This is a genomic window from Ensifer sp. VA4, from assembly GCF_055710065.1.
Map to the genome: position 1 here is coordinate 158,521 of NZ_JBVQPO010000006.1, position 25,996 is coordinate 184,516.

Consider the following 25,996-nt stretch of genomic DNA (forward strand, 5'->3'; position numbering starts at 1 on the left):
TAATGGAGCGTTTCCAGACGGTGGCTATCAAGGCAACTTTGTGGCCGTGACGCCGATTATGCACCGAGCTTTCGGGCCCACCAAGGCCAGCCGCCCCACGTTTTCCGCAAACCGGCTTCAGGACTCCGGCGGAAGGCCAGGAAGGCGGTTCAAGCGAATCGATCGCCGCCTTCGCTGCCGGCGCGCCCGGCGCCGGAACTCAAGTCGGCGAGAAAGTCGCCGATACCCGGGCGTTTCAAAGCGCGGAACGGCATGGGACGGCAGAGATCCATGGCCGCTATGCCGATGCGCGCGGTCATCAGGCCGTTGATGACGCCTTCGCCAAGACGCGCCGAGAGCTTCGAGGCGAGGCCGTGCCCAAGCATCTGCTGGATGAGGCTGTCGCCGGCGGCGATCGAGCCGGTGACGGCAAGGTGGGCGATGACGTCGCGCATCAGCCGCAGCAGGCCGAGCGTGCCGGGGCGGCCGCCGTAGAGCTCGGCCATGGCGCGGATCAGGCGCGCGGATTCGTAGAGCACATATCCAAGGTCGACGAGGGCGCGTGGGCTGACCGCCGTGACGATCGAGACGCGCTTGGAGGCGGCAAGGATGAGACGGCGCGCCTCGCGGTCGAGCGGGCTCAATAGCTCGCGCTCTGTAAGCTCGATCAGATGCGGTCCATCGATGATCTCGCCCTCGGTCTCCTTCAGTCGCGTGCGGCCGCGTGCCGTTCGCGGATTGGCGGCCAGCAGATGCACGAGCTTGGTCTGCGCCGACCGTGCGAGCTTGGTATTGCCGGAAGTCGCCGCAGTCTCCGTTTCCGCTTTCAGCTTCTGGATCGCGGTAAGCTGCATCATGCCGGAAAGCTCCCGGATGACGACGATCAATAGGGCGAGGAGGCCGATGACGACGACCGCGAGGGCGGCGTAGCCAAGCCAGTCAGCACGGGTGAAGAGATCGCGCAGCAGCCGGTCGACCCACAGGCCGGCGGCAAGCGACAGGATGATGCCGAGGGCGCCGATCGCGATCTTGCCGACCGACAGACGGCGCTTGCGCGGGGCCGCCTCCGGGAGCGTCAGTGCCTCGACCACCAGCGTGGTCTCGCGGAACGGGTCTTCCGCATCGGGCGTCAGCACGACGTTGTCGTCGAAGCTCGCGGGCGAACGCGGCGCGCGTGTCTGAGGGCCGGGCTGAACGGGCTTCTCCTCTCCAACCGAAAAGGCACCGGGTCGGCGGCGGCGGCCATTGCTATCGTCACTCATGCGAGCCGGTCTCCGAACAGAAATTGCATGGCCCGGTCGAGGCGGATATGCGGTACCGACAGCTTTAAGCCGCCACTGGTTTCTTCGAGATGCGGCGGACGGAAGCGAACGAAGCTGAGCTCCGGCAGGGGGTGGGCGCTTTCGACGAAGGTAGTCCCGCCCGACTGCATCTCGATTGCTTTGAACAGCACTTCAGGATCTTCCGGCAAGTCACCGGGAAATATCGCAGTTTTCTTTTCGCCGTCAAAGATTTCGCCGTTGATCTTCTCACCGGCGATCGGCGTGCCGACGATGACCGGCAGCGTATGGCCGTCGTGGTTGACGGTTGCTTCCCGGGTCGCCCTGACCGAGGCGAGCGCCATGACCTCGAGGCCGGCGCCACTCATGCCGATGCTCTCGGCCGCGCGATCGACCAGGCGCGCGGCGATGCGCTCCAGACGGTCGTGGCTTTCGTGGTGGAGATGATCCGCCTTGGTTGCGGCGATCAGCACCTTGTCGATCCGGCGCGTCAGGAAAGACGAGAGCCAGTTGTTGGTCCCCGGGCGGAAGCAGGCGAGCACGTCGGCCAGCGCCTGTTCGAGATCGAGCAGCGCCTCCGGGCCGTTGTTGATCGCCTGCAGCGCGTCGACCAGCACGATCTGGCGGTCGAGCCGTGCGAAGTGCTCGCGGAAGAACGGGCTGACCACGTGTTTCTTGTAGGCCTCGTAGCGCCGCTCCATCATCGCCCAGAGCGAACCCTTGGGCGCGCGTCCGTCGGGAAGATCGGGAAGTGGCGAGAAGGTGAGCGCCGGCGACCCTTCGAGATCGCCCGGCATGAGGAAACGACCAGGTGGCAGGGTCGAGGGGGACCGTTCGTCCGCCTTGCAGGCCCTGAGATAGCCGGTGAAGCTCTCGGCAAGCCGGCGGGCGCTCGCCTCGTCGGCAATGGCCGTCGACCCTGCGGAAGAGGCCAGCGTCAGCCATTCCGCCGAAAAGGTGCTCCGGCTGGCGGCGCGGGCGCGCGCCACGGCGTTGTTGCTGAACGTGCGGAAATCCTGCGCCAGCAGCGGCAGGTCGAGCAGCCATTCACCGGGGTAATCGACGATATCGAGCGACAGGCGGCCGGGCGAGAACAGTCGATTCCAGCCGCTGGCGCTCTCATAGTCGAGCGTGATGCGCAGTTGCGAAATGGCGCGGGTCGAATCCGGCCAGATGCGATCGCGGACCAGCGCGGCAATATGATCCTCGTATTGGAAGCGCGGGACGGCATCATCCGGCTGCGGCTCGAGCCTGACCTTCGAAACGCGCCCGGAGCGCACCGGCTCGAACACTGGCAGACGTCCGCCGTTCAGCAGATTGTGCACCAGCGACGAGATGAAAACGGTCTTGCCGGAGCGCGACAGGCCGGTGACGCCGAGGCGGATGGAGGGGTTGACGAGGCCGGAGGCTCGGTCGGCCAGATTGTCGAGCGCAATCAGGGCGTCGTCTTTGAAGCTGGTCAGGTTGGGCGCCAAATCTTGCTCTTTCTTGCGGCGTATGTCCGAAGGTCGATCTTCCGCCGTCGTCCGGCAGAACTGTCGCACGCAGGCAGCCACCGCGATATAGGCAATATTTCCCCGCCCGCAACGAGGCGTGGCAAATCTTCTATTGGTTCGGTAGCAGGATCGAGACCAGTGTCGCGGTCTCAATGCCGTCTTCCGGCGCGACTGCCGGCAGATCGAGGATCGAGAGCCCCGCCGGCGGATAGCCATGGGGCATTGCCTCATGCGCGGCGTCGTCGCCGATCAGGCGGTGAAGCAATTGCTCGATCATCGGATTGTGCCCCACGAGCATCAGGGAATTCAGATGCCGATGAGCGTCGATGAGATCGAAATAGACGCTCATCGGACCCGAATAGAGCGCGTCGATATAGCGGATATCGAGGTTTTCGCTGACGGTGCGAAAGAACGGTTCGGCGGTCTCCCGGCAGCGCACGGCCGTGGAGCAGAGGATGCGTTCAGGGCGGATACCCCGGTCGGCGGCAATCTGTGCGAGCCGTTCCGCATCGACGTAGCCGACATCGTCCAGCGCCCGGTCGAAGTCCCGTTGCCCGGGCAAAGCCCAGCCGGAGCGCGCGTGCCGCAGAAGGTAGAGGCGAAGGACCTTTGGGGCGCTGTCTTGCATCGAGCGGTTTCCGGTGGCTGCCTGCTGCTTGTAACGACAGGGGTCGAATGTTGTTGGCTGGGCAGCTTTCGCGTCGTCCGGCCGACCTTCACCTTTTCCCGCAGGGATCGCAAAGATCAAGCTGCCGGCCGCATTTTTCCGGGGATCGGCGCGCTGCTGCGCTTTGCCGCGGTCGCGATCAGACGATCCAATGACGCAAACACATCAGTCTCACTTTTCAGCGAGGTCTGCCGAACGCAACGGTACGCGCAAGCAGGAAATCAAGTTCCAATGTGTAATTTTGATGAAATATTCGTCAGTTAGCCTGAATCGCGAGCAATATTAAAATACCGTTGAGTGTCTGTTCCGAGGCTTGAATCACGGCTTCCATAGGTCTATACACCGCCGCAATGAGATGTTCTTCAGGAGAATCGCGTTGAGTGAGAAGATCGATCTTAGTACCTTTGTCCTCTCGGAGGACGAGGAATTCATGAATGCCAATCACCGGGCGTATTTCCGGGCCAAGTTGAATGCTTGGAAAAACGACATCCTTCGCGAGGCACGCGAGACACTGGATCACTTGGCGGAGGAGAGCGCCAATCATCCCGATCTCGCAGACAGAGCTTCTTCCGAAACAGATCGGGCAATTGAGCTCAGGGCCCGTGACCGCCAGCGCAAGCTGATCTCCAAGATCGATGCGGCGCTGCAACGGCTCGACGAAGGCACCTATGGCTATTGCGAGGAAACCGGTGAGCCGATCGGCCTGAAGCGGCTGGATGCACGCCCAATCGCAACCCTGTCGATCGAGGCGCAGGAGCGCCACGAGCGTCGGGAAAAGGTCTACCGGGACGAATAAGATATCCGGCTTTCGGAACTGTCTGAAAAAAGGCGCGGGTCAAACCGCGCCTTTTTCTTTGGTCCGAAAGCATGCCAGGGGCGGACGTTTTCGCGCGATGTCGAACGGCGTCACCCCTGAGAGCGAAAGCTACGGTTTCCGGCCGGCGGAGATATCGGCCAGCATGCGGTTCATCTCTTCTTCGATGGTCGGTTCCCTGCGGCCGCCGTCGGCACCGGGCGTGCCAAGCGTCGGCTCCTGCCGGCCGGATGGCGTCAGGGAGCGGCTCTCCGGGGCGACCATGCCCGAGGCGGCAGCCGGGCCCTGGCCAAGGCGCTGAAGGTCGCCGCTGATCTCCGCATCAAGCAGGCGCTCGAAGTCCGTGAGGCCGGCCGTCGGCGCCGGCTGCGGCTGTTGGACGGAGGGGGCTGGGCGCTGCACCTGCACCGGCTGCGACGGGATTGGCTGCGGCGGGACCTGCTGGGCCGCTGCAATGGGCCTGTCCAGGGATACGTCGAAGTTTGCCTGGGGTGCCGAAGCGGCCGCCGCGGCCGGGCTCTCCTGAGCCGGCTGCACGGACGGACGGACAAGCGGACGCTGTTCGGCTGTCAACCCGGGGGCCGCCAGCGGACGCTGCTCGGCGACGACGCGTGGCGGCGCGGCCGGCTCGACACGGGTGGCCGGTTGCTGTTCCTGCGGTCGGGCAACGGGCTGCACGGGCGTGGCCGCAGCGACAGGTTCAGATTGAAGCGAAGGTGCCGTTTGCTGCGGAAGCTCCCTGGCTTCCGGTCGACTCTCCACTCCCTTCGGCTCCGCAATTTTGCGTTCTGCAATGGGCGCACGCTCTTCGGCGCTCCCGATCCGGCTCTCGATGACGATATCCGTCGGACCGCCGATCATGATCAGGTGTTCGACATCGTCGCGGCGCACGAGGACCAGACGGCGGCGGGTGTCGACGGCGGCGGCGTCGAGCACGGCAAGCCGGGGCTGGCGGTTCTTGCCGCCGCGAATGAAGGGCGAGGAGGGGCGGTTGCGCATGATCCAGAGGACGACCACGAGGCAGAGAAGCCCGATCGCGACGGCCGCGGCGGCGATGACGAACCGGCTGCCGTTGTCGGCGATGATCGTTTCCATCATGGACTGAACTCCTTCTGCCTTTCGAGTGCCAGTATTTGACGGCTTTTTTCGGGCTCGGACAAGGACTTCGCCGACATTCCCTGTGAATTGGCCGCAATGCTTCCGCCGAGGTGCTTTTTGCTGTTATCTCTGATTGTTAAAGATGATTCTTGTCCGAGTGATCGAGGGCGTGTCGGGAATGGCCGATTTCGCCCGGCGGATCTTGCGGATGCCGGCCGGAAGGGCTGGGCCGCGCCCGCGCGCGGCGCCGGCCGCATAAGAGGACCCGATGACGAAATTGCGGCAGTCAGGCGACTACCAGATGCCGGTTGTTGACCGTGGCGTCAGGCCGGGCACCGTGCTGCGGATCGTTCTGCTCGCGATCGTCCTCACCGTATCGGCCATCGCCTTCGTGATCTTCAAGAACGAGATGGACAACGAGATCGTTCTCGGCATCCTCGGCGTTCTTGCCATGGTCGGCATCTTCTTCCTCGTCTCCTCCGTCATCGGTTTCATCGAGGTCATGCCGCAGTCGCGCCCGGACGAACTGGCGCGCGCTTTTCTCGACGCGCATGAGGACGGCACCATCGTCACCGATCGCAAGGGCCGGATCATCTATGCCAACGCCGCCTACGGCGCTCTGACAGGCGCCAAGAGTGCAGCCGGCATCCAGTCGCTCGAAACCATCCTGTCGCGCAACCGCGAGGCGACGGAGGCGATCTACCGGCTGACCAACGGTCTGCACGAGGGCAAGCAGGGGCATGAGGAATTTCGCCTGCTGAAGCCGCTGGCGACCACCACCTCCAGCGGTTCCGGTGCCCATTGGTTCCGCTTGAAGGCGCGGGTGCTGCCGCTCGAAGATAACGCACGCAATCCGCTCTATCTCTGGCAGATCGCCGACATCACCGCTGAGCGCGACGATCAGGAGCGCTTCTTCAAGGAATTGCAGAACGCGATCGACTATCTCGACCACGCGCCGGCCGGCTTCTTCTCCGCCGGGCGCAAGGGCGAGATCTTCTACATCAATGCCACGTTGGCCGATTGGCTCGGTATCGACCTGACCAAGTTCCAGCCGGGCTCGATCAGCATCGGCGACCTGGTGGCCGGCGAGGGGCTGACGCTCGTCCAGGCCGTACAGGCCGAGCCCGGCCTGAAGAAGACGAAGATGCTCGACCTCGATCTGCGCAAGATGAACGGGCAGAGCCTGCCGGTGCGCATGATCCACCGCGTCTCCTCGACGCGCGACGGCGCGCCTGGCGAAAGCCGCACCATCGTGATGTCGCGCGAAGGCGGCGAGGACAGCGAGCAATCGGCGTCCAGCGCGGCCATGCGCTTCACCCGCTTCTTCAACAACACGCCGATGGCGATCGCCTCCGTCGACGGCAATGGCCGGATCCTGCGCACCAATGCGCCGTTCCTGAAGCTCTTCTCCGGCCTCGTCTCGCAGGACGACGTCGAGCGCGGAGCGCTGATCGAGGCCGTGGTGCACGAGAACGAGAAGGGTCGCCTGCACGAGGCGCTGGCAGCCGCGAAGGATCGGCAGGGCGACATCGCGCCGATCGATGCGCTGCACCCGACGGACGGAGAGCGTCACTTCCGCTTCTACGTCAATGCCGTGATCGACCAGAGCGATCAGTCGCCGGAGGAAGCGGCGATCATCTATGCGCTTGAAATCACCGAGCAGAAGGCGCTCGAGAACCAGATGGCGCAGACCCAGAAGATGAACGCCGTGGGCACGCTCGCCGGCGGCATCGCGCACGATTTCAACAACGTGCTGACGGCGATCCTGCTCTCGTCCGACCACCTGCTTCTGTCGGCCCGTCCGGCAGATCCGAGCTTTGCCGATCTCATGGAGATCAAGCGCAATGCCAACCGCGCCGCGGTTCTCGTGCGGCAGCTGCTCGCCTTCTCGCGCAAGCAGACGATGCGGCCGACGGTGCTCAACATGACCGACGTCATCGGCGACCTGCGCATGCTGGTCGACCGCATGACTGGAACCAACGTCAAGGTCGAGGTGGACTACGGCCGCGATCTCTGGCCGGTCAGGACCGATCTCGGCCAGTTCGAACAGGTGCTTTTGAACTTGGCGGTCAATGCCCGCGACGCAATGCCCGAGGGCGGCACGATCACGCTTCGCACCCGCAACCTGCCTGCCGCCGAGGTTGCGGCGTTCGGACGACGCGAGTTGCCGGACGAAGATTTCGTGATGGTCGAGGTCGCCGACCAGGGGACCGGCATCCCGCCGGAGATTCTCGACAAGATCTTCGAGCCGTTCTTCACCACCAAGGAAGTCGGCAAGGGCACGGGTCTCGGCCTGTCGATGGTCTATGGCATCGTCAAGCAGTCGGGCGGCTACATCTATCCGGAATCGGAAGTCGGCAAAGGCACCACCTTCCGCATCCTGCTGCCGCGCTACGTCGAGGCGCCGGCAGCGGTCGGAGAGACCGAGGCGGCGACCGCAGCGGCGCAGGCCGCGCCAGCGCCGGCGGCGCAGGCGGTTGCGACACCGACGGCAAAAGCTGAGGAGCCGGCCGATCTCACGGGCGATTCAGCCGTCGTCCTGCTCGTCGAGGACGAGGAGGCGGTGCGCCGCGGCGGCAAGCGCATGCTGGAAACGCGCGGCTACACGGTCTACGAGGCCGGCTCCGGCGTCGAGGCTCTCGATATCATGGATGAGCTCAACGGTGCGGTCGACATCGTCGTTTCCGACGTGGTGATGCCGGAGATGGATGGGCCGACGCTTCTGAGCGAACTCAGAAAGAAGTATCCGGACCTGAAGTTCATCTTCGTCTCCGGCTATGCCGAGGACGCCTTTGCCCGCAACCTGCCGGCGGATGCGAAGTTCGGATTCCTGCCGAAGCCGTTCTCGCTGAAGCAGCTTGCGGTCGCGGTGCGCGAGATGCTGGACTCCTGAATTAGGGCCGCAGATCCAAGGGAGACGGTCCGGATCGATGGGTGCTCCCGCCGTTAATCGCCAATGTAAAAGCCCGGCGCTTGCGTGCCGGGCTTTTCAATTTATCCGCGTCTTTGCGGAGGGGAATTACTTGGCGTTCAACGCGACCGCGATCTCGCCGGCGAGGCGCGCATTGTTCTCGACCAGCGCGATGTTGGTCTCGAGGCTGCGGCCTTCGGTCATGTGGAAGAGATTGTCGAGCAGGTAAGGCGTGACGGCCTTGCCGGTGATCTCGTCGCTCTCGGCATTGTCGAGCGCGCGGGCGATGTAGATTTCCATTTCCTCGCGCGGGATTTCGCTTTCCGCCGGGACCGGATTGGCGACCAGCATGCCGCCGTCGACACCGAGCAGTTCGCGCATGTTCTGGAAGTTTGCGATCGCCGCCGGGCTGTTCAGCATCAGCGGGCTCTTGAGGCCGGAATCGCGCGACCAGAAGGCCGGGAAGATTTCGCTGTCATAGGTGACGACGGGGACGCCGCGGGTTTCGAGCACTTCGAGCGTCTTCGGAATGTCGAGGATCGCCTTGGCGCCGGCGCAGACGACGATGACGGCGGTGCGGGCGAGCTCATCGAGGTCGGCGGAGATGTCGAACGAGAGTTCGGCTCCGCGGTGCACGCCACCGATGCCGCCGGTCGCAAAGACGCGGATGCCGGCGCGGGCGGCTGCAATCATCGTCGCGGCGACGGTGGTCGCGCCGGTGCGGCGTTCGGCGATCGCGAAGGCGAGGTCGGCGCGCGAGACCTTCATCGCCCCTTGCGTCTTCGCCAGTTCTTCGAGCTTGGCGTCATCGAGGCCGATGTGCAGCACGCCATGGATGACGGCGATCGTTGCCGGCACGGCACCCTGTTCGCGGATGATCGCTTCGACGCTGCGGGCCATGTTCAGATTGCCCGGATAGGGCATGCCATGGGTGATGATGGTCGATTCCAGCGCCACGATCGGCGCGCCACGCGCCTTGGCGGCGGCGACCTCGTCGGAAAATTCCATCGGCAGGGAGGGGGAAGCGGGTTTGGTCATGGTCGTTCCTTGGGAGTTCTGCTGGCAAGTGTCATGACAGCATTTGGGGCGCGGACACAAGGGCCAGCGCCTGTTCGAGATTGGCCGCGGACATCTCTTCGGATGCGGCCAAGGGAGAGCGCAACGTGATTCCGGCGGCTGCGATGCCGTGCCGCAGGCACTCGGCAAGATTGCGGCCGGCGAGGCGTGCGGAAAGGAAGCCGGAGGCAAGCGCATCGCCTGCACCGGTGACATCGGCAAGTGCCGGGAGCGCCGGCGGAACGGCGACGCAGGCGCCATCGGCGTCAAAAGCGACGACCGCGCGGCCGCCGCGCGTCACGACACCGCCCTTGAGACCCGCGTTTCTCAGCAACGACGGCCATTCCTCCGCCTCGGCCGTATCCTTGCCGGTCAGCGCCCGAGCCTCGGCTTCGTTCATGAACAGGAACGAGAGATGCGGGAGGCACGGCCGGTAGCGGATGACCTTGGCCGGCGACACGGCAATGCCGGCGACGAGGCGTCCGTTGCCGGCGGCCGACTGGGCGAGCGCCGTGATCGTTTCTTCCGGCAGGTTGGCGTCCGTGAGCACGAGCTTGCTGGCGGCGATGACGTCGCGGAACGCGCGGCGCTGCAATTGCCGCGGCGAAAACAGCCGGTAGAGCTCCATGTCCGCGAGCGCGATGACCAGGTTGCCGTCGTTTTCGAGGATTGCCGTGTAGCTCGGCGTCTGGCGATCGAGAAAGGTGAGGGGGCTGTCGATGACGCCGGCAGCGGCGGCCGCCGCCGTCACCATCTCGCCGGCGGCATCGCCGCCGCGGGTGCTGATCATACGCACCCCGTGGCCAAGGCGAGCGAGGTTGCGGGCCGCGTTGAAGCCGCCGCCGCCGGCCTCCTCGAACCAGGTGCCGGGATTGCTGGAGCCCGGTGCGGTCGCGCCCGATATGCGGCCGCGCCTGTCGATGTGCGCGCCGCCGAAGACGGCGATTTCAGCTTCCGTCATGAATATTCCTCTGCTTGGCCCATCGGCCGAAAAATCTGTTGGCTTTCTGCAATGGCCGAGGCGCGAATTCCAAGGGCCGGATGCGCCCGACGTCTCCGTCTCAGGCGAATCGGCTCAGCCTCGCCGGGCGGGTTCGAAGGCGTGGCGCGCGCATTTCAGAACCTATGGTTTCAATCCGTGAACATGAAAAGAACGAAACAAAGATAATGGTTGTTTTTCAATGTGTTGCCCTGCGGTTGCAAATACGGAACAAAACATGTACAAAAACTCCTGCGGCGGCTTCATTGCCTCGGTAGCTTCAATAACCTAAAGGTGGACCAAATGGCACAAAACTCTTTGCGGCTCGTAGAGGACAAATCGGTGGATAAAAGCAAGGCACTTGAAGCGGCACTTTCCCAGATCGAACGGTCGTTCGGCAAGGGATCGATCATGAAGCTCGGTGGGAAGGACAGCATCATCGAGATCGAAACCGTCTCGACGGGTTCGTTGAGCCTCGATATCGCGCTCGGCATCGGCGGCCTGCCGAAGGGCCGCATCATTGAAATCTACGGCCCGGAAAGCTCGGGCAAGACGACGCTGGCGTTGCAGACCGTCGCGGAAGCACAGAAGAAGGGCGGCATCTGCGCCTTCGTCGACGCCGAACACGCGCTCGATCCGGTTTACGCCCGCAAGCTCGGCGTCGATCTCGAAAACCTCCTGATCTCGCAGCCGGACACCGGTGAGCAGGCGCTGGAAATCACCGACACGCTGGTACGCTCGGGCGCGATCGACGTTCTCGTCGTCGACTCGGTTGCAGCGCTCGTGCCGCGCGCCGAAATCGAAGGCGAAATGGGCGACAACCTGCCGGGCATGCAGGCCCGTCTGATGAGCCAGGCGCTGCGCAAGCTGACCGCTTCGATCTCCAAGTCGAACTGCATGGTCATCTTCATCAACCAGATCCGCATGAAGATCGGCGTTATGTTCGGTTCGCCGGAAACCACCACCGGCGGCAACGCGCTGAAGTTCTACGCTTCGGTTCGCCTCGACATCCGCCGCATCGGCTCGGTCAAGGAGCGCGAAGAGGTCGTCGGCAACCAGACCCGTGTCAAGGTCGTCAAGAACAAGATGGCGCCCCCCTTCAAGCAGGTCGAATTCGACATCATGTATGGTGAAGGCGTATCGAAAACCGGCGAACTCGTCGACCTCGGCGTCAAGGCCGGCATCGTCGAGAAGTCGGGCGCCTGGTTCTCCTACAACAGCCAGCGCCTCGGCCAGGGCCGTGAAAATGCCAAGCTGTTCCTGCGCGACAATCCGGATCTCGCCCGCGAGATCGAGATGGCGCTTCGCCAGAACGCCGGCCTGATCGCCGATCGGTTCCTCGAAAACGGCGGCCCGGAAGCGGACGACGGCGACGAGGCTCCCGAAGCGTAAGCCGCTGCGGCCCACGGAAGCTGCCTGGAAACCGGTCGTCCCATGGCGGCCGGTTTTTGCTGCCGTCTGGACAGTATGGTACGTGAACGATAAAAGCCTTTGGTTCCGGCGACCGAGGGCGTTGGAGGGCGCAGCCATCAAGGGTGGCTGCGGGGTTTAAGGACAACGGCTGATGGCGCGGCGATGGCCGCGGCCGGGCCGGAATTGGTGCTAAGAATAGGACGCAAGATGAGCGGCGTGAATGAAATCCGGTCGACCTTTCTCGACTATTTCCGCAGGAACGGTCATGAGGTCGTGTCGTCGAGCCCGTTGGTGCCGCGCAACGACCCGACATTGATGTTCACCAATGCCGGCATGGTGCAGTTCAAGAACGTCTTCACCGGGCTGGAGCAGCGTCCCTATTCGACGGCGGTGACCGCGCAGAAATGCGTGCGCGCCGGCGGCAAGCACAACGACCTCGACAATGTCGGCTACACCGCGCGCCATCACACCTTCTTCGAAATGCTCGGCAACTTCTCCTTCGGCGACTATTTCAAGGAGCGCGCGATCGAGCTTGCCTGGAACCTGATCACCAAGGAATACGGTCTCGACGCCAAGCGCCTGCTGGTCACCGTCTACCACACCGACGACGAAGCCTTCGGCCTCTGGAAGAAAATCGCCGGCTTCTCCGACGACCGCATCATCCGCATTCCGACCAGCGACAATTTCTGGGCCATGGGCGATACCGGCCCCTGCGGCCCGTGCTCGGAAATCTTCTATGACCACGGCGACCAGATCTGGGGCGGACCGCCCGGTTCGACCAATGAAGACGGCGACCGCTTCATCGAGATCTGGAATCTCGTCTTCATGCAGTACGAGCAGGTCACCAAGGAAGAGCGAGTCAACCTGCCGCGTCCTTCGATCGACACCGGCATGGGCCTCGAGCGTCTTGCGGCCGTGCTGCAGGGCGAGCACGACAACTACGACATTGACTTGTTCCGTGCGCTGATTGCCGCTTCGGAAGAAGCGACCGGCGTCAAGGCGGAGGGTGACCGCCGCGCCAGCCACCGCGTGATCGCCGACCACCTGCGTTCGTCCGCCTTCCTGATCGCCGACGGCGTGCTGCCGTCGAACGAAGGCCGCGGCTACGTTCTGCGCCGCATCATGCGCCGCGCCATGCGCCACGCCCAGCTGCTCGGTGCGCAGGATCCGTTGATGTGGAAGCTCTTGCCGGCTCTCGTCGGCCAGATGGGCCGCGCCTATCCGGAACTGATGCGCGCCGAAGCGCTGATTTCCGAGACGCTGAAGCTCGAGGAAACCCGTTTCCGCAAGACCCTGGAGCGCGGCCTGAACCTCCTGTCGGAAGCCTCGGCCGACCTTTCCGAAGGCGACCAGTTCAGCGGCGAGACCGCTTTCAAGCTCTACGACACCTACGGCTTCCCGCTTGACCTCACCCAGGATGCGCTGCGCGCCAAGGGCATCACCGTCGACACCGATGCCTTTTCGGCAGCGATGGAACGGCAGAAGGCCGAAGCCCGCGCCAACTGGGCAGGCTCCGGCGAGGCAGCGACCGAGACGATCTGGTTCGAGCTCAAGGAAAAGCATGGTGCCACCGACTTCCTCGGTTATGACACCGAGACGGCCGAAGGCGTGATCCAGGCGATCGTGCGCGATGGCGCCGTCGTCGCTTCCGCGGCCAAGGGCGACACCGTTCAGGTGGTGCTCAACCAGACGCCGTTCTACGGCGAATCGGGCGGCCAGATGGGCGACACCGGTACGATCACCACCGAAGGCGGCAAGCTCACCGTGACGGATACGCAGAAGCGCGGCGAGGGGCTCTTCGTCCACTACGCGGTCGTCGCCGAAGGTTCGATCAAGACGGGCGATGCCGCCCAGCTCGACGTCGACCATGCGCGCCGCACCCGTCTTCGCGCCAACCACTCGGCAACCCACCTGCTGCACGAGGCGCTGCGCGAAGTGCTCGGCACCCATGTCGCCCAGAAGGGCTCGCTGGTGGCACCGGAGCGGCTCCGCTTCGACGTTTCACATCCGAAGCCGATGACGGCCGAGGAGCTGAGGGTCGTGGAAGACATGGCCAACGAGATCATCGTGCAGAACACGCCGGTGACCACGCGCCTGATGAGCGTCGACGATGCGATCGCCGAGGGCGCCATGGCACTCTTTGGCGAGAAGTATGGCGACGAGGTCCGCGTCGTCTCGATGGGCCGCGGCATTCATGGTTCCAAGGCCAACCGGCCTTACTCCGTCGAACTTTGCGGCGGCACCCACGTGTCGGCCACCGGTGACATCGGCCTCGTCCGCGTCGTCTCGGAAAGCGCCGTCGGCGCCGGCGTCCGCCGCATCGAGGCGCTGACCGGCGAAGCTGCGCGCGCTTATCTCAACGAGCAGGACGAGCGTGTGAAGACGCTTGCCAGCACGTTGAAGGTTCAGCCGGCCGACGTGCTCGGCCGCGTCGAGGCGCTGCTCGACGAGCGCCGCAAGCTGGAACGCGAGCTGACCGAGGCGAAGAAGAAGCTGGCGCTCGGCGGTGGCGGCGAGGCCGGTTCTGCCGATGCGGCCCGCGACATCGCCGGCGTTCGCTTCCTCGGCAAGGTCGTCTCGGGCGTCGAGCCCAAGGACCTGAAGAGCCTTGCTGACGATGGCAAGAAGAGCCTCGGCTCCGGCGTCGTTGCCTTCGTCGGCGTTTCCGGCGACGGCAAGGCGAGCGCCGTCGTGGCCGTCACCGACGACCTGACCTCGAAGCTCAGCGCCGTCGACCTGGTTCGCGTGGCCTCTGCCGCACTCGGCGGCAAGGGCGGCGGCGGACGCCCGGACATGGCGCAGGCCGGCGGTCCGGATGGCGGCCGCGCGGCGGAGGCCATCGAGGCCGTCGCGGTAGCGCTGGCGGGCTGAGCGTCTGTAGAGAACAATGAAAAGGGCGCTGCGGGCGCCCTTTTTTATGCCGCCTTTTCGCTTGCGGCCTTTTCGCTCCGGATGGTCTGGAGCGCCGCCTCGACCGAGGCGCGCATCAAAACCCGCGGAGGCCGGACGTCATGCTGGTAGAGCGTGCGGCGCACCTGTGACCTGGCGCCCGTGATGATGAATCGAACCCCCGTCCGCTCGGCTTTCCGCAGCGTTCCCTCGATGACGTTGGCGGCGGTCGAATCCATGAAAGGCACTTCCGAGCAATCGAGGACGAAATTCTGCCGCTGGTCGGCGATGCGGTCGAGGACCGTACCGACGGTTGCGGCCGAGCCGAAGAAGAAAATGCCGGATATCCGATAGATCACCGTATCCGGATCGTCGGCGATGAGGGGATGTTCCTCCTCGCTGTTCTCCGGCTTGCCGGGCGCCAGCGGTTTGGTTTCACCGATGGAGATGCTCTTGGCCATGCGGTCGATGAAGAGAACCGCGCCCAGCGCGAAACCGATGACGATGCCCTCCGTCAACTCACGGAAGACGACGATGAGGAAGGTTGCGAGCAGTACGACCGCATCGCCGTAGGAGGAGCGCAGCAGCGCCATGAAAGCCGGCTTCTCGATCATGTTCCAGGCAACGATCGCGAGCACGCCGGCAAGCGAGGCGAGCGGGATGTAGCTCGCGAGCGGCGCCGCGAGGAGCATGAAGAGCAGCAGAAAGACGGAATGCAGCATCCCGGAGACCGGGCTGGTGGCGCCGGCCCGGACATTCGTCGCCGTCCGCGCGATCGTGCCGGTGACGCAGATGCCGCCGAAGAGTGCTGAACCGATATTCGCGATGCCCTGGGCGATCAACTCGACGCTGGAACGATGCCTGCGCCCGGTCATGCCATCGGCAACGACGGCCGACAGCAGCGACTCGATCGCACCGAGCAGAGCAAACGAAACCGCATCCGGAAAAACCGCCATTGCCTTTTCGAGCGAAAGCGGCGGCAGGGCGGGAAGCGGCAGGCCGCGCGGAATGCCGCCGAACCGCGTGCCGATCGTTTCCGCCGGGAGTTGCAGGAGGGCGACTAAGGCCGATGCCGCGGCCACGGCAATCAGCATGCCGGGCCAATGCGGTCTCAACCGACGCAGGCCGAGAATGATGCCGATGGTCAGGCCCGCCGTCAGCACCGCCGCCCCGTTGAGCGTACCGGCGGCGTGGGCGAGCACCGCGACCTTGTCGACGATCGGACCGGGCTCGGGGCCGCCGAGCGTCAGGCCGAAAAGGTCACGCAACTGGCTGGCGAAGATGATGACGGCGATGCCGGCGGTGAAGCCGACCGTGACGGGGTAGGGTATGAACTTGATGTATTGCCCGAGCCGGAGATAGCCTGCCGCAACCAGCATGATCCCGGACATGGCGGTCGCGAGCAGCAGGCCGTCGAGGCCGTGCCGGGCACCGGTTGCCGCAACGAGCACGATGAAGGCCCCGGCGGGACCGCCGATCTGCACCCGGCTGCCGCCGAGAAGCGAAACGAGGAAGCCGCCGACGATCGCGGTATAGAGTCCACGGTCGGGCGTCACCCCCGAGGCGATCGCGATCGCCATGGAGAGTGGCAGTGCGACGATCGCGACGGTCAAACCAGCGAGCGCGTCTGCTTTCAAGCGGGTAAAGCCATATCCTTCCGCAAGAACGCTGATTGTTTTCGGAACAAGAGAATCGGGCATCGGACTCTCCAGAGGCACCGCGTTGGCTGGATCGAACGTGGCGGGCATGCTCAGCCTATCTGAGTCGCGATGCGGTACAAGCGGGCGCGGCAGAGGTCCGCAGGATTTGTCAATTCGATCTGTGATTTGAAGGGTTTCGAGCGAAACGCGAGCGGTTCGACAGGGAGCACGACATGGGTGACGATACATGGGCAATCTACGAGGCGCGGCTCCACCGCGTCTCGGCCTATATTTACGCACATCTCGACGGCGATCTCGATCTCGATCGTCTTTCCGAGATCGCCTGCCTGTCGCCGCACCATTGGCACCGGATTTACCGGGCCGTTCACGGTGAGACGCTGGCGGCCACGGTGAAGCGGTTGCGGCTGCAGCGGGCCGCGGCCGACCTTGCCCAGTCCGATCTTCCTGTCGAAACGATCGCGCAGCGCTCTGGCTATCCCAATCTGCAGTCCTTTAACCGCACGTTCAAGGCGTCCTATGGGCTGCCGCCGGCGCGCTATCGCAAGGAGGGAAGCCATGTGGCCTTTGAAACCGACTCAACGGAAGGAATTACGGATATGTATGAAGTCACCCTCAGGGATGTCGAAGCCATCGACCTCGTCGGCGTCGCCCATAGCGGCTCCTATATGGAAATCGGGCGAGCGTTTGAGACGCTTTACGGCACCCTATTTTCACGGCAATTGTTCCGGCCGGACATGGAAATGATCGGCATTTATCTCGACGATCCGGAACTGGTGCCAGTCGAGAATCTGCGCTCCTTCGCCTGCGTTAGTGCGCGTGAACAGATGCCGACTGACGCTCCATTGACACGACAGCACATCGACGGCGGCCACTACGCGGTACTGCGCCACAAAGGCCCCTATGCGGATATGCCGAAGGCCTATCAATGGCTCTACGGTACCTGGCTGCCGCAATCCGGCCGTGAGATCCGCGACAGCCTGATGTTCGAGAAATATCTCAACAATCCCCGCGAGGTTCCGCCGACGGAACTGTTGAGCGAGATCTATCTGCCGTTGAAATGACAGGCGTCGGGTCGCCGCGTTGGAATTGACGAATCGGCGGCTCAGCGGCACCTTTGGTTCGGCGTGGCCTGCGCCGAACCTCCAAAGATCGTCCCCAGCACGGTCCTTTCACGGGGGGCAAAGGGACTTCAGTCTCGGGTCTGCAAACCTCGGTCCCACCGTTTCGGGTCCGGTTGCTGGGGAACTTGCCCGAGACGCGAAAGGCCTTCGCTATGACTGAAAACCGAAATTTCAAACGGCGCGTTCGCGCCCGCGCCGCCAAGACCGGCGAATCCTATACGACCGCGCTCATGCATCTTCGCGATGCGAAGGCGCGTGGCGCGCCTCGTCAATCAAAGTCGCTGCGCTTGGCCGTGGCGCAATCCGGCTATTTCGACGACCCCCGCGACGCGGCAGCACTTCGGCTTGCCGGAGAAAAAATCCGGAACCTGATGCAGGAGGCGCATCGGGCACGAGCCCGCGTAGTGCATTTCCCGGAGGGAGCGACGTGTTTTCCGAACAAGCGCATTATGTCCGCTATCGGTCCCCGCGAAATAGGTCCATCCGATTGGCACCGGTTCGATTGGGCAGTTCTGCGCGAGGAGCTTGATGCCACGCGAACGCTGGCGCGGGAACTCGGCCTATGGACAGTCCTCGGGTCAGTACATCCGCTCACCGAACCTCATCGCCCGCACAACAGCCTGTATGTAATCTCGGACAAGGGAACGGTCGCAACACGCTACGACGAGCGCATGCTGTCGAACACGAAGATCTCGTTCATGTACACGCCCGGATCGATCCCGCTGACATTCGACGTCGACGATGTCCGCTTCGGCTGCACGCTTGGTATCGAGTGCCACTTTCCCGAGCTTTTCATCGAATACGAGCGGCTGAATGTCGATTGCGTCCTGTTCTCGACTTCCGGCGGCCCTATGCCAATCGATCTGGCTTTTGCCGCCGAGGTGCAAGGGCATGCGTCGAGCAATTGCTATTGGGCGAGTTTCGCCGTTCTCGCACAGCCGGGCCTCGCGGCTCCCTCGGGTATCGTTGCCCCCGACGGCCAATGGGCCGCGCGATGCGCCGGAGACGGCCTTCGATTGTCGTGGCCGATATCGGCAACGATCCCGGCGATCCGGCCCGGCCATGGCGTCGACAGGCCTGAGACGGAATCTACGCTCCGCATATCGTGGACGACGATCCGCGAAGCAACAGCCGTGACATGTTCTAGGCGATTCTGGGAAGCTCGGCTCTAGCGGATGCGAGCGCAGGCCGCGGAACGGTGATCGGGGCTTCGGAATTGCGATCAGCCAAAAAGAAACCCGGCTCGAGGCCGGGTTTCGTTGCCTTCGGGTCTGGCGCCTTATCAGGCGGCCATCGCCTTCTTCAGGTTCTCGTCGATCTTGTCGAGGAAGCCGGTGGTCGAGAGCCAGGGCTGATCGGGACCGATGAGCAGTGCCAGGTCCTTGGTCATGAAACCGGCTTCGACGGTGTCGACGCAGACCTTCTCGAGCGTATCGGCGAACTTCGCGAGTTCGGCATTGCCGTCGAGCTTGGCGCGGTGGGCGAGGCCACGGGTCCAGGCGAAGATCGAGGCGATCGAGTTGGTCGAGGTTTCCTCACCCTTCTGGTGCTGGCGGTAGTGACGGGTGACCGTGCCGTGGGCGGCTTCGGCTTCGACCGTCTTGCCGTCCGGCGTCATCAGAACCGAGGTCATCAGGCCGAGCGAGCCGAAGCCCTGGGCAACGATATCCGACTGGACGTCGCCGTCGTAGTTCTTGCACGCCCAGACATAGCCGCCGGACCACTTCAGCGCCGAGGCAACCATGTCGTCGATCAGGCGGTGTTCGTACCACAGCTTTTCGGCCTTGAACTTCTCGGCGAATTCTTCCTCGAAGACCTTCTGGAAGATGTCCTTGAAGCGGCCGTCATAGGCCTTGAGGATGGTGTTCTTGGTCGAGAGGTAGACCGGAACCTTGCGCTGCAGGCCGTAGTTGAACGAGGCGCGGGCGAATTCGGTGATCGATTCGTCGAGGTTGTACATGGCCATCGCGACGCCGGCGCCGGGGGCGTCATAGACGTCGTGTTCGATCGTCTGGCCGTCTTCGCCGACGAACTTGATCGACAGCTTGCCCTTGCCCGGGAACTTGAAGTCGGTGGCGCGGTACTGGTCGCCGAAGGCATGACGGCCGACGATGATCGGCTTGGTCCAGCCCGGAACCAGGCGCGGAACGTTTTTGCAGATGATCGGCTCGCGGAAGATGACGCCGCCGAGGATGTTGCGGATCGTGCCGTTCGGCGACTTCCACATCTTCTTCAGCTTGAATTCCTCGACGCGGGCTTCATCCGGCGTGATCGTGGCGCACTTGACGCCGACGCCATGCTTCTTGATCGCGTTGGCGGCGTCGACCGTCACCTGGTCTTCGGTGGCATCGCGGTTTTCGACGCTGAGGTCGTAATATTCCAGATCGATGTCGAGGTAGGGATGGATCAGCTTGTCCTTGATGAACTGCCAGATGATGCGGGTCATCTCATCGCCGTCGAGCTCGACGACCGGATTGGCGACCTTGATCTTTGCCATGAATATGCCTCGTAGCTTATGCGGGACAGCGGGAGCGATGTCCCTTCCTCTCTGAAAAATCCTGTGCCCTATAGCACTCAGAACCGGCAAGGCAAAGCATGCTTGGCTGAAACTTTGGATCGAGGCGAAGGCTCGCGTCGACCGAGCGTTCGGCAACGCTTTGCAGGGCGGCCCAGGACGCCATCGGCCTTGCAAAGATCGCTTCTGTCGTTATGCAGGAAGGAACCGGCGAGGCGGCGCCCGTTTGAGGCGAGCGCAAACAAGCAATAGGCGTCCGATGGCATTTCGCTCCCGCGTGCGTGACTGGCTTCTTGCCAACGATCCCGCTTTCTCCCGCCTGCGGCAGGCCTCCCGCATCACCACGACGGTCGTCGTTTCCGTCCTGATCCTGATGGCGGTCCATTACCTGATCGCGCTCTTGCCGCCGGCGGCCTATGGTCTTGCCGCATCGCTTTCCATCGAGGGCGGGCTGGCAGTCCGCGACCACACCGTGGCCGGCCAGCGCCTCACGCGCATCATCGCCGTTCTCGTCGGTGTTTCGATGGTCGGGCTCGCCTCGCTCCTGGAAGATCATCGCTACGTCTCGGACGTCGTCTTCCTGCTGATCATCTTTCTCGCCGTCTACGGCCGATCCTTCGGTCCCCGCGGATTTGCCGTCGGCATGTTTGCTTTCATGTCCTACTTTACCGGCGCCTACCTCCAGCCGACCGCGGGCCAGTTGCCGGCACTGTTCTTTGGGGCGGCGGTGTCCGCGACGGTCGCGCATCTCGTTCGCACGCGGCTGCTGCCGGACGACCGCTACCGTGACCTGCTGCGCGCTGCAGCGAGCGTGCAGCGTCGTGTCGACCGCATGCTTCTCGAATTGGCGGAGATTGCCCGCAAGCCGGTTCTTTCCGAGGTCGATCGGCGGAGGCTGCACACGGCGGAAGAGCGGCTGAAGGAAGCCGTGCTGATGGCCGAGAGCTTCATTCCGACCGAGAACCGACGGCCGCAACCCGAGCCCGGAGTGGCGTCCGCCGATCTCGTCGTCAATCTTTTCGATCTGCATCTCGCGGCCGAAAGCGTCATCGTCCTAAGCTTCCAGTCGATGCCGCCGCCGGCGTTGGTGGAGGCGATGATCGCGCGCGACGGCGAGAGGATCGACGAGGAGATGGCCCGGCTTGGCGATGCCGCACCGCGCCGCCAAGAAACGGTGAAGGCGCTGCTCTGGCTTCGGAATGTCAGGCAGAGGCTCGCCCGCAGTCTGGCGAAGCTGACACCGGCCGATCTCGAAGAGCCGCTGGCGCAATCAGGTGGCGCGGCAAGCCGATGGAAACCGTCGCTTGCCGAACCGGCGCTGAAGGCCGCGATCCAGATCACCCTTGCCTCCGGCATCGCCATGGTGTTCGGGCTGATGCTATCGCGCGAGCGCTGGTTCTGGGCGGTGCTTGCGGCGTTTCTGGTCTTCACGAACACGCGCTCGCGCGGCGATACGGCGGTGAAGGCCCTGCAGCGCTCTGCCGGCACGCTCTTCGGCATCGTGGTCGGCATCGTCGTCGGCACGCTGGTCGGCGGCAACATCTATCTGGTGCTGCCGCTGAGCGCGCTCTGCGTCTTTCTCGCCTTCTATTTCCTCGCCGTGTCCTATGCGACGATGACCCTCTTCATCTCCGTCGTGCTGTCGCTGGTCTACAGTCTCATGGGCGTGCTGACGCCGCATCTGCTGCAATTGCGTCTCGAGGAAACCATGATCGGCTCGATCGCCGGTGCGGCCGTTGCCTTCGTCGTGTTTCCGACCCGGACCCGCACCACGCTCGATGCGGCCGTCGCTGCCTGGTGCGACGAACTGACGGGTCTGCTGCAGGCGGCGAGGGACGGGGCTTCGGGCTTGGCGCTCATCACCCGATCGCAGGCGCTCGATCGCGCCTATCGCGATCTGGCGGCGGCGGCAAAACCGCTCGGGCTGCCCTGGCAACTCGTCACCCGCCCTGGCCATGTTCGTCAGGCACTGGCGATCTTCATGGCCTGTACCTATTGGGCACGGGTCTTCGCGCGGCGCGTCGGCACGGATGCCGAACTGGAGGGGGGCGATTTCAACGACGACATCGACGCCAATCTCGAACTCGTCCAGTCGGTTCGCGACAAGGCTTCGGCCTATTTCTATCAAGTCGGCCGGATCGGCGCGCCGGTCGATCGTCACCTGCCGATATCGAAGGACGACGCCGAGCTTGGCCTGGAGATGATTGGAATCTCTCTCAACCGTCTTCACCTGTAGCTGCATGGCCCAAACCCAAGCCGGACTTTAATTTCGCCGACATTTGTGCAAGGGAAGCGCCGAACGACAGGCAAAAGGCTAAGGAAATGGCAGGCACGAACAGCGAGCGCGAACTTCTGGCGGAAGGACCGGCCATCATTCTCGCCTATCCGCAGCTCGGCGAAAACATCGGCATGGTCGCCCGCGCGATGGCGAATTTCGGCTTGGCCGAGCTTCGGCTCGTCAATCCGCGCGACGGCTGGCCGAGCGAGAAGGCGCGTTCTGCCGCGAGCCGCGCCGATCACGTCATCGACGCGGCCAAGCTCTACGGCTCGCTCGAGGAGGCGATCGCCGACCTCAATTTCGTCTATGCGACCACGGCCCGCGATCGCGACGGCTACAAGCCAGTGCGCTCGCCGATCGTTGCCGCGCGCACGCTTCGCCAGCGCTTCAACGGCGGTGAAAAGATCGGGATCGTCTTCGGGCGCGAGCGTACCGGACTTACCAACGAGGAAGTCGCGCTTGCCGACGAGATCGTGACCTTTCCGGTCAATCCGGCCTTCGCGTCGCTCAACCTCGCCCAGGCCGTGCTGCTGATGTCCTACGAGTGGATGAAGACCGGCATGGAATCGGAGGACCAGACCTCGTTCCAGGCGATCGAGCAGCGACCGGCGACCAAGGAGCATCTGCAGGGGCTCTTCGACCATATCGAGGATGCACTCGATGCGCGCAACTATTTCCGCTCCGCCGACAAAAAGCCGAAATTGGTCGAGAACCTGCGCGCCGTTCTGACCAGACCATCCTTTACCGAATCGGAAATCCAGGTGCTGCGCGGCGTCATTTCTTCGCTCGACCGGTTCACGCGGGAAAATCCGCGCGGCTCCGGCGCTCCGAGTGATCACAGCAGGGGCGAGCACGGCAGGAAAGTGCGGGACAACGGTGACAGCGAGTGAACTGAAACCCATCCTCGTCTTCGACAGCGGCATCGGCGGCTTGACCGTGCTGCGCGAGGCGAGGGTGCTGATGCCCGAGCGGCATTTCATCTATGTCGCCGACGATGCCGGCTTTCCCTATGGCGGCTGGGAAGAGGCGGCGCTGAAGGAAAGGGTGATCGCGCTCTTCGGCCGGCTGCTTTCCGAGCATGATCCGGAAATCTGCGTGATCGCCTGTAACACCGCCTTCACGCTCGTCGGCGCCGATCTGCGCGCAGCCTATCCGCAGATGACCTTCGTCGGGACGGTGCCTGCGATCAAGCCGGCGGCCGAGCGCACGCGCTCCGGGCTCGTTTCGGTCCTGGCGACGCCGGGCACGGTCAAGCGCGCCTATACGCGCGATCTCATCCAGTCCTTCGCCAGCCAGTGCCATGTGCGGCTCGTCGGCTCGGAGAACCTCGCCAAGATGGCAGAGGCCTATATCCGAGGCGACAAGCTGGACGACGAGACCGTGCTTGCCGAAATCGCCCCGTGCTTCGTCGAGATGGACAGCAAGAAGACCGATATCGTCGTGCTCGCCTGCACGCACTATCCCTTCATGGCCAACGTCTTCCGCAGGCTTGCACCCTGGCCGGTCGACTGGCTGGACCCGGCGGAAGCCATTGCCCGGCGGGCGCGGTCACTGGTGCCGCTGCCAAACGGTTTTGAGCCGCTGAACGGGCAGGATCCGGCGATCTTCACCTCGGGTAAGCCGGATTTTGCCACCCGACGGCTGATGCAGGGTTTCGGTTTGACGGTGGCACCTAATGCCACCGCCGATGGGCGCGTGGGACAGGCAGAAGCGATCGGCTAGGGCGCTCTTGATGCCTTCGTATGACCGCCCCGCTCCCTAAAAGTAGATCGCCAGCAAGAGGCCGATCAGAACGGCCAACACGCAGGCGGCGAGAAAGCGCAGGCGGCTGGCGCGCGCCGCGTCGCCTTTCGAGGCGACCCGTTGCGTCTCCTTGTAAGCATCGCGCATACGCTGATCGAGACTATTCAGCTCCATTTGCTGTTCGGTCTCGTAATGTTCCATTGCTGCCCCGGGCAAATCGCTTCGACCCAAAACCATATGGGCATCCCTCTTTGCTCGTAAAAGTACGATCTTTGGTCGGCCTCAATTCAGTCTTGCGGCGATCGGGTTCTGCATTCGGCTCTCTCCCGGGTGACGCTCCTGTACGTATTCCCTGTGGGTTTTTTTGTCGGCGGCACGATTTTCCGGGAAACCGTGCTAGGTGTCGCCTGATCGGCGGTCTCCATATGACCGCGAATCAGTCCAGAGCATTTCAAAAGTGAGCAGCGATTTTGCGTCCGGAAATGCGCGAGCGTAGCGCGAAGAGGTGGAAATGAAGGTCGGCATCGACATGGGAACGACGTCCGAAGGGACCTCGGCCTCGCTCGATATCGAGGAGCTTCTGGCCACCCGTCTCCTGGTGCAGGGCAATTCCGGTTCGGGCAAGTCGCACCTTCTGCGCCGGCTGCTGGAGCAATCGGCACCCTGGGTGCAGCAGTGCATCATCGATCCGGAAGGCGATTTCGTCACGCTTGCCGACAAGTTCGGCCATGTGGTCGTCGAGGGCGAGCGGACCGATGCGGAACTGATCGGCATTGCCACCCGCATCCGCCAGCACCGCGTTTCCTGCGTGCTGTCGCTGGAAGGTCTCGATATCGAGCAGCAGATGCGCAATGCCGGCGTGTTCCTCAACGCCATGTTCGATGCGGATCGCGAATATTGGTATCCGGTTCTCGTCGTCGTCGACGAGGCCCAGATGTTTGCGCCGTCGGTCGCCGGCGACGTTACGGAAGAGGTGCGCAAGATCTCGCTCGGCGCCATGACGAACCTCATGTGCCGCGGCCGCAAGCGCGGCCTTGCCGGTGTCATCGCCACCCAGCGCCTGGCAAAGCTTGCCAAGAACGTCGCGGCGGAAGCCTCGAATTTCCTGATGGGCCGTACCTTCCTCGACATCGACATGCTGCGCGCAGCCGATCTGCTCGGCATGGACCGGCGCACGGCGGAAATGTTCCGCGACCTGAAGCGCGGCTCCTTCGTCGCACTCGGCCCTGCGCTGTCGCGCCGCCCGCTCAAGGTGACGATCGGTACGGTCGAGACGTCGGCCCGTTCGACAAGCCCGAAGCTCATGCCGCTGCCGGAGGCGCCGCAGGACGTCGAGGACCTGATCTTCACCCCGGATCCGGACGAGTTGACGCGGCCGATCATGCGCCGCACGGTCGCTCCGCCGCGTCCGACGACCGACATCCTCGCCGAATTGTCACGTCCGCGACCGGAAGCGGCGGCCCCGATCGAGCCGAAGCCGGCCCAGCCGGAAATGACCGCCGAAGAGAAAGAGAACCTGCTCGACAGCGTGTTTGCGGAAATCCTCGCCAATCCCGAGGCAGCCTTCCGGCCCGATGCGGAATTGTTCCAGGATTTCCTGGTGCGTTGCCGCATACGCCGCCTGCCATCGGGTGCGGCCCTGTCACTCAGTGCCTTCCGCCGCAAGATGGCGGTCGCGCGTTCGGGCGTCGACGCGGAGACGGCAGCGACCGAAACCTGGGCGCAGGCGCTGCAGCTTGCCGATCGTGTGACCGAAGATCTTCAGGCGGTGTTCCTGATGATGGCGCAGGCTGCTGTCCGCGGCCTGCCGTGTCCTTCGGACGCGATGATTGCGCGCGCCTATGGCACGCATTCGGCCCGCCGCGCCCGGCGTCTGCTCGGCTATTTCGAGGAGCATGGGCTGATCGTCATCCATGCCGATTTTTCCGGCAAACGGATCGTCGCCTTTCCGGATCTCGGCAGCGAAACCGCGCCGGGCGACGCGAACGGGCCCGACATGGCAAACCCAGCTGCGACCGCTGCCGAGTAGACCCGCCTGGCAAGAGGGAATATTCCTTATTCAGACTGGCGCCGCAGGCTGCGGCGCCGCACCCCTT

Annotated in this window: 18 protein-coding genes and 1 pseudogene; 10 read left to right on the top strand and 9 right to left on the bottom strand. The window is 63.9% G+C overall.

The genetic code is table 11. The features are described from left to right. Positions 1-149: 149 nt before the first annotated feature. The 3 genes from AC0C6X_RS12175 to AC0C6X_RS12185 all read right to left on the bottom strand — a co-directional run bounded on the left by AC0C6X_RS12175 (position 150) and on the right by AC0C6X_RS12185 (position 3,383). Positions 150-1,241, bottom strand: a complete 1,092-nt coding sequence (locus AC0C6X_RS12175) for a YcjF family protein (RefSeq protein WP_472953341.1) — start codon at positions 1,239-1,241, stop codon at positions 150-152. Next, positions 1,238-2,734 carry a YcjX family GTP-binding protein gene (locus AC0C6X_RS12180; RefSeq protein WP_173516644.1) on the bottom strand — a complete coding sequence of 499 codons (1,497 nt, stop codon included), beginning with the start codon at positions 2,732-2,734 and terminating at the stop codon, positions 1,238-1,240. Before AC0C6X_RS12180 ends, AC0C6X_RS12175 begins: the two co-directional genes overlap by 4 nt. A gap of 130 nt (positions 2,735-2,864) precedes the next feature. Next, entirely contained in the window at positions 2,865-3,383 is a 519-nt protein-coding gene (locus AC0C6X_RS12185) for a SixA phosphatase family protein (protein WP_173516643.1), read from the bottom strand. A 415-nt stretch (positions 3,384-3,798) separates the two neighbouring features. On the opposite strand from AC0C6X_RS12185, the gene dksA reads away from it, so the two are divergent. Further along, a complete protein-coding gene (gene dksA / locus AC0C6X_RS12190; protein WP_043614592.1) occupies positions 3,799-4,218 on the top strand; it encodes an RNA polymerase-binding protein DksA in 420 nt (139 codons plus the stop codon). Between the two features lie 129 nt (positions 4,219-4,347). On the opposite strand, the gene AC0C6X_RS12195 is transcribed toward dksA, so the two are convergent. Beyond that, positions 4,348-5,334 (bottom strand): flagellar biosynthetic protein FliO, encoded by a 987-nt coding sequence (locus AC0C6X_RS12195; RefSeq protein ID WP_472953345.1) that lies wholly within the window; start codon positions 5,332-5,334, stop codon positions 4,348-4,350. A gap of 268 nt (positions 5,335-5,602) precedes the next feature. On the opposite strand from AC0C6X_RS12195, the gene cckA reads away from it, so the two are divergent. Further along, a complete protein-coding gene (gene cckA, locus AC0C6X_RS12200) occupies positions 5,603-8,227 on the top strand; it encodes a cell cycle histidine kinase CckA (protein WP_472953347.1) in 2,625 nt (874 codons plus the stop codon). Between the two features lie 126 nt (positions 8,228-8,353). Here the strand turns inward: cckA and AC0C6X_RS12205 are convergent, their stop codons facing one another. After that, entirely contained in the window at positions 8,354-9,283 is a 930-nt protein-coding gene (locus tag AC0C6X_RS12205; RefSeq protein ID WP_173516640.1) for a pseudouridine-5'-phosphate glycosidase, read from the bottom strand. Between the two features lie 31 nt (positions 9,284-9,314). Next, positions 9,315-10,262 (bottom strand): carbohydrate kinase family protein, encoded by a 948-nt coding sequence (locus AC0C6X_RS12210; protein WP_173516639.1) that lies wholly within the window; start codon positions 10,260-10,262, stop codon positions 9,315-9,317. Between the two features lie 321 nt (positions 10,263-10,583). Here AC0C6X_RS12210 and recA point away from each other — a divergent pair, with 321 nt between their 5' ends. Next, positions 10,584-11,672, top strand: a complete 1,089-nt coding sequence (gene recA / locus AC0C6X_RS12215; protein WP_173516638.1) for a recombinase RecA — start codon at positions 10,584-10,586, stop codon at positions 11,670-11,672. A 228-nt stretch (positions 11,673-11,900) separates the two neighbouring features. Continuing rightward, complete coding sequence (gene alaS, locus AC0C6X_RS12220; protein WP_472953349.1) at positions 11,901-14,564, top strand: alanine--tRNA ligase; 2,664 nt, start codon at positions 11,901-11,903, stop codon at positions 14,562-14,564. 44 nt (positions 14,565-14,608) lie between these two features. On the opposite strand, the gene AC0C6X_RS12225 is transcribed toward alaS, so the two are convergent. Next, the gene (locus AC0C6X_RS12225; RefSeq protein WP_472953350.1) at positions 14,609-16,282 is read right to left on the bottom strand and encodes a SulP family inorganic anion transporter; all 1,674 of its coding nucleotides are present in this window, start codon (positions 16,280-16,282) and stop codon (positions 14,609-14,611) included. A 173-nt stretch (positions 16,283-16,455) separates the two neighbouring features. Between AC0C6X_RS12225 and AC0C6X_RS12230 the strand changes: the two genes are divergently transcribed. Then, positions 16,456-17,304, top strand: coding sequence for an AraC family transcriptional regulator (locus tag AC0C6X_RS12230; protein WP_472953351.1), 849 nt, complete (start codon positions 16,456-16,458; stop codon positions 17,302-17,304). A gap of 212 nt (positions 17,305-17,516) precedes the next feature. Continuing rightward, positions 17,517-18,511: pseudogene (locus tag AC0C6X_RS12235) on the top strand (carbon-nitrogen hydrolase family protein). Positions 18,512-18,646: 135 nt separating this feature from the next. On the opposite strand, the gene AC0C6X_RS12240 reads toward AC0C6X_RS12235, so the two are convergent. Continuing rightward, positions 18,647-19,861 (bottom strand): NADP-dependent isocitrate dehydrogenase, encoded by a 1,215-nt coding sequence (locus tag AC0C6X_RS12240; protein WP_247958926.1) that lies wholly within the window; start codon positions 19,859-19,861, stop codon positions 18,647-18,649. A 277-nt stretch (positions 19,862-20,138) separates the two neighbouring features. Between AC0C6X_RS12240 and AC0C6X_RS12245 the strand changes: the two genes are divergently transcribed. The 3 genes from AC0C6X_RS12245 to murI all read left to right on the top strand — a co-directional run bounded on the left by AC0C6X_RS12245 (position 20,139) and on the right by murI (position 23,879). Next, positions 20,139-22,115, top strand: coding sequence for an FUSC family protein (locus AC0C6X_RS12245; protein ID WP_472953354.1), 1,977 nt, complete (start codon positions 20,139-20,141; stop codon positions 22,113-22,115). Positions 22,116-22,201: 86 nt separating this feature from the next. Beyond that, complete coding sequence (locus AC0C6X_RS12250; RefSeq protein WP_247958928.1) at positions 22,202-23,047, top strand: RNA methyltransferase; 846 nt, start codon at positions 22,202-22,204, stop codon at positions 23,045-23,047. Continuing rightward, positions 23,034-23,879 (top strand): glutamate racemase, encoded by an 846-nt coding sequence (gene murI / locus AC0C6X_RS12255; protein WP_173516630.1) that lies wholly within the window; start codon positions 23,034-23,036, stop codon positions 23,877-23,879. Before AC0C6X_RS12250 ends, murI begins: the two co-directional genes overlap by 14 nt. 36 nt (positions 23,880-23,915) lie before the next feature. On the opposite strand, the gene AC0C6X_RS12260 is transcribed toward murI, so the two are convergent. Continuing rightward, positions 23,916-24,101 (bottom strand): hypothetical protein, encoded by a 186-nt coding sequence (locus AC0C6X_RS12260; RefSeq protein ID WP_472953356.1) that lies wholly within the window; start codon positions 24,099-24,101, stop codon positions 23,916-23,918. 310 nt (positions 24,102-24,411) lie between these two features. On the opposite strand from AC0C6X_RS12260, the gene AC0C6X_RS12265 reads away from it, so the two are divergent. Next, a complete protein-coding gene (locus AC0C6X_RS12265) occupies positions 24,412-25,929 on the top strand; it encodes a helicase HerA domain-containing protein (RefSeq protein WP_173516628.1) in 1,518 nt (505 codons plus the stop codon). Positions 25,930-25,996: the final 67 nt, after the last annotated feature.

Coding starts and splice junctions, on each gene's coding strand:
- AC0C6X_RS12240 (WP_247958926.1), bottom strand. CDS start 19,861: ATGGCAAAGATCAAGGTCGCCAATCCGGTCGTCGAGCTCGACGGCGAT.
- AC0C6X_RS12195 (WP_472953345.1), bottom strand. CDS start 5,334: ATGATGGAAACGATCATCGCCGACAACGGCAGCCGGTTCGTCATCGCC.
- AC0C6X_RS12205 (WP_173516640.1), bottom strand. CDS start 9,283: ATGACCAAACCCGCTTCCCCCTCCCTGCCGATGGAATTTTCCGACGAG.
- alaS (WP_472953349.1), top strand. CDS start 11,901: ATGAGCGGCGTGAATGAAATCCGGTCGACCTTTCTCGACTATTTCCGC.
- cckA (WP_472953347.1), top strand. CDS start 5,603: ATGACGAAATTGCGGCAGTCAGGCGACTACCAGATGCCGGTTGTTGAC.
- AC0C6X_RS12185 (WP_173516643.1), bottom strand. CDS start 3,383: ATGCAAGACAGCGCCCCAAAGGTCCTTCGCCTCTACCTTCTGCGGCAC.
- AC0C6X_RS12245 (WP_472953354.1), top strand. CDS start 20,139: ATGGCATTTCGCTCCCGCGTGCGTGACTGGCTTCTTGCCAACGATCCC.
- recA (WP_173516638.1), top strand. CDS start 10,584: ATGGCACAAAACTCTTTGCGGCTCGTAGAGGACAAATCGGTGGATAAA.
- AC0C6X_RS12250 (WP_247958928.1), top strand. CDS start 22,202: ATGGCAGGCACGAACAGCGAGCGCGAACTTCTGGCGGAAGGACCGGCC.
- AC0C6X_RS12260 (WP_472953356.1), bottom strand. CDS start 24,101: ATGGAACATTACGAGACCGAACAGCAAATGGAGCTGAATAGTCTCGAT.
- AC0C6X_RS12230 (WP_472953351.1), top strand. CDS start 16,456: ATGGGTGACGATACATGGGCAATCTACGAGGCGCGGCTCCACCGCGTC.
- AC0C6X_RS12210 (WP_173516639.1), bottom strand. CDS start 10,262: ATGACGGAAGCTGAAATCGCCGTCTTCGGCGGCGCGCACATCGACAGG.
- AC0C6X_RS12265 (WP_173516628.1), top strand. CDS start 24,412: ATGAAGGTCGGCATCGACATGGGAACGACGTCCGAAGGGACCTCGGCC.
- AC0C6X_RS12225 (WP_472953350.1), bottom strand. CDS start 16,282: ATGCCCGATTCTCTTGTTCCGAAAACAATCAGCGTTCTTGCGGAAGGA.
- AC0C6X_RS12175 (WP_472953341.1), bottom strand. CDS start 1,241: ATGAGTGACGATAGCAATGGCCGCCGCCGCCGACCCGGTGCCTTTTCG.